We start from the raw sequence: 2,609 nt of genomic DNA, 5'->3' as shown, positions 1-2,609 counted from the left end.
CGGGCGCTGGTGGTCGCCGGCACGGGGTTCGCGGCCGGCGGGCTGCTGCTGTTCCTCGCCGTGGGGGCGGTACGGGGCTACACGCTGGACGGCCTGCCGAACGACGGCGACCGGGCGGCGGCGGCCGCGGTGTACGACGCGCTGACCTCGTCACTCCGTACGACGTCCTGGGTGGTCCTCGCCTCGGGACTCGCGGTGGCGGTCGTCTGCTGGTTCGCGGGGACGGGGCGGGCCGGGCGGCTGTGGCCGCGGCGGTGGAACCGCGTGCGTCGGCACCGCTGAACCGCCTGCTCGGCAATGTCCCCGCACACCGTCCCACCGGGCGCTTTACTTAGTCTTTATGCCAATTCATTCGTCCCAAATTTCCCTTTTGGGCCATTTGGCGCATGGTGGGGATATGAGCCAGAACACAGCACACAGGCCCCCCCACACGGGCATGGGCAACGGATCGAGCGCGAGCAACGGAACTGGCATGGGTACCGGGACCGGAGCAGGCACCGGTATGCACGCGGGAAGGACAGCGAGCCGCTGGGTGGGCGGAAGCTTCATGGCAGGGATCCTGATGCTCGTCGCGGGTGCCACGGAGATCCTCCAGGGCGCCGTGGCGGTCAGGTCGGACAACGTGCTGAACCGTGTGACCGGCTACGCCTACGCGTTCAACCTGGACGCGTGGGGCTGGATCCACATCGGGCTCGGCATCCTGGTCGCGGTGGTCGGCCTCGGCATACTCGCCGGGTCCAGGCTCGCCCGCTGGGTGGGGCTCGGGCTGGCGATGGTGAACCTGGTGGCCCAGTTCATGTTCCTCTTCTACCAGCCGGTCTGGGCCGTGGTGGGCATGGCGCTGTCGGCGTTCATCATCTGGGCGCTGACCACGGACCGGGTGACGTCACCTCAGATGCGGTGACCCTCGGAGCCGTACCGGCTGATTCAGCCGTACCGACTGATTGACCGTCGACCCATCGTCCGTCACTACGGGCATACCTAGGGACAGCAGCCTCTTGGCTACTGTCCCTGTATGCGTGCCCGGTACGGCACGAGGTGCCCCACCGAGCGACAGCCCCCACCGAGCGAGAGGCCGGCCCCTTGGACAGCACGGGCAGCGACACCGTCGTCCCGCACCAGCTCGGCCACCCCTCCTCCGCGCCGCCCACCGCGCGCCCGGCCCACCAGCGCCTCCTGATCTGGGCCAGCGCGTTCTTCCTCGCCGCCGCGACCCTGCTCGTCGCCTGCCGCGCCGCCGGCGCCGACGCGGTCACCCCCGTACCGCAGCTGCTCGCCTTCCTCCCCTGGCTCCTCGTCCCCGCCGGCGCCGCCCTGCTGCTCACCGCCCTGCTGCGCTGGCGCGCCGGGGTGGTCTGGGCGCTGGTGCTGCTGGCCGGGACGGGGTGGTTCGTGCGGCCGTACGACGCGGGCGCCACCGGGCCGCGCGGTCCGGCGCTCGCACGGGTGGACGTGCTCACCTCCAACGTCGAGTTCGGGCAGGCGACGCTCGGGCTGATCGCGGCGATCCGCCGGGAGAAGCCCGACCTGGTCTTCGTCCAGGAGTGCGAGTTCATCTGCGCGCGGCTGCTGGACACGGAGATCCCGCGCTCGGCGTACCCGTACCGCCACGTCGTGGAGGCGAGCGGCGCCGAGGGGTCCGCGATCTTCTCCGTCTTCCCGCTCACGCACACGGCGGGGATCGACGGCACGCTCGCCATGCCCGGCTCGGACGCGCGCATCGGCGGCCGTACGGTCGGGCTCCAGCTCGCCCACCCGCTGCCGCCCGTTCCCGGCGGGGTCGACGACTGGCGGGAGGAGCTGGGCCGGGTCCGTACGTACGCCGCCGCGCACCGGCGGGGGCCCGTCATCCTGGCGGGCGATTTCAACGCCACCCGCGACCACGCCGCGTTCCGGGACGTCCTGGACGCGGGCGGGCTGCTGGACAGCGCCGCGCTGGGGGGCGCGGGCCGCACCCCGTCCTGGCCGTCGGACGCGCCGCGACCGCTGGGCGCGCAGATCGACCATGTGCTGGTCAGCGACGACTTCTCGGTACGGGACGCGCGCTTCCTGGACCTCGCGGACACCGACCACCGATCGCTGCTGGTGAGCCTGGAGCTGCACGGGAAACAGCACGCAAAATAAGCACCACCGAGGTGCGCTCGCGGTCGGGGATTGCGAGGATCGGAGACATGAGCACCCCGCAGAGCGGCGACAACCAGATCTTCCGGAACATCAACGACCTGGTCGCGGAGGAGCGCGCGCTGCGCGACCGCTCGACCGATCACCTCGGCCTCGGCGCCGAGGACCGCGAGCGGCTCCGCGCGGTCGAGGTCCAGCTCGACCAGTGCTGGGACCTGCTGCGCCAGCGCCGCGCCAAGTCGCAGTACGGGGAGAACCCGGACGACGCGGCGGTGCGCCCGGCGAGCGAGGTGGAGGGGTACCAGGGGTAGTACCTGGGGCAGGGAGTGCCGGGAGTGCCTGCCGGGGGCGGCGATAGGCGAAGCTGACCGCCATGGGAGAGAACCCGAAGTCCCGGCCGTGGTCCCGGCGCCGGTCAGAGCCGTCGTCCCGGCACCCGCCCCGGCCGTCGGCCGGGCGCCCGTCCCGGCACCCCGGTGCCGTCGCGC

Annotated in this window: 3 protein-coding genes and 1 pseudogene; all 4 read left to right on the top strand. The window is 72.3% G+C overall.

Annotation, left to right across the window (positions count from 1 at the left end; genetic code table 11):
• Positions 1-282 (top strand): annotated as a pseudogene (locus tag GT042_RS27530) (hypothetical protein); the annotation flags it as partial.
• Between the two features lie 265 nt (positions 283-547).
• Positions 548-904: a hypothetical protein gene (locus tag GT042_RS27525; protein ID WP_237531260.1), complete on the top strand. Its 357-nt coding sequence runs from the start codon at positions 548-550 to the stop codon at positions 902-904.
• Between the two features lie 179 nt (positions 905-1,083).
• Positions 1,084-2,124 carry an endonuclease/exonuclease/phosphatase family protein gene (locus GT042_RS27520; RefSeq protein WP_161311422.1) on the top strand — a complete coding sequence of 347 codons (1,041 nt, stop codon included), beginning with the start codon at positions 1,084-1,086 and terminating at the stop codon, positions 2,122-2,124.
• Positions 2,125-2,171: 47 nt separating this feature from the next.
• The gene (locus tag GT042_RS27515; protein ID WP_161311421.1) at positions 2,172-2,432 is read left to right on the top strand and encodes a DUF2630 family protein; all 261 of its coding nucleotides are present in this window, start codon (positions 2,172-2,174) and stop codon (positions 2,430-2,432) included.
• The last annotated feature ends 177 nt before the right edge of the window (positions 2,433-2,609 follow it).

This window comes from Streptomyces sp. SID3212 (assembly GCF_009865405.1).
Classification (GTDB): domain Bacteria; phylum Actinomycetota; class Actinomycetes; order Streptomycetales; family Streptomycetaceae; genus Streptomyces.
Note: the sequence above shows the minus strand (reverse complement) of the source record. Positions and strands in the feature narration are given on the sequence as shown.

Coding starts and splice junctions, on each gene's coding strand:
- GT042_RS27525 (WP_237531260.1), top strand. CDS start 548: ATGGCAGGGATCCTGATGCTCGTCGCGGGTGCCACGGAGATCCTCCAG.
- GT042_RS27515 (WP_161311421.1), top strand. CDS start 2,172: ATGAGCACCCCGCAGAGCGGCGACAACCAGATCTTCCGGAACATCAAC.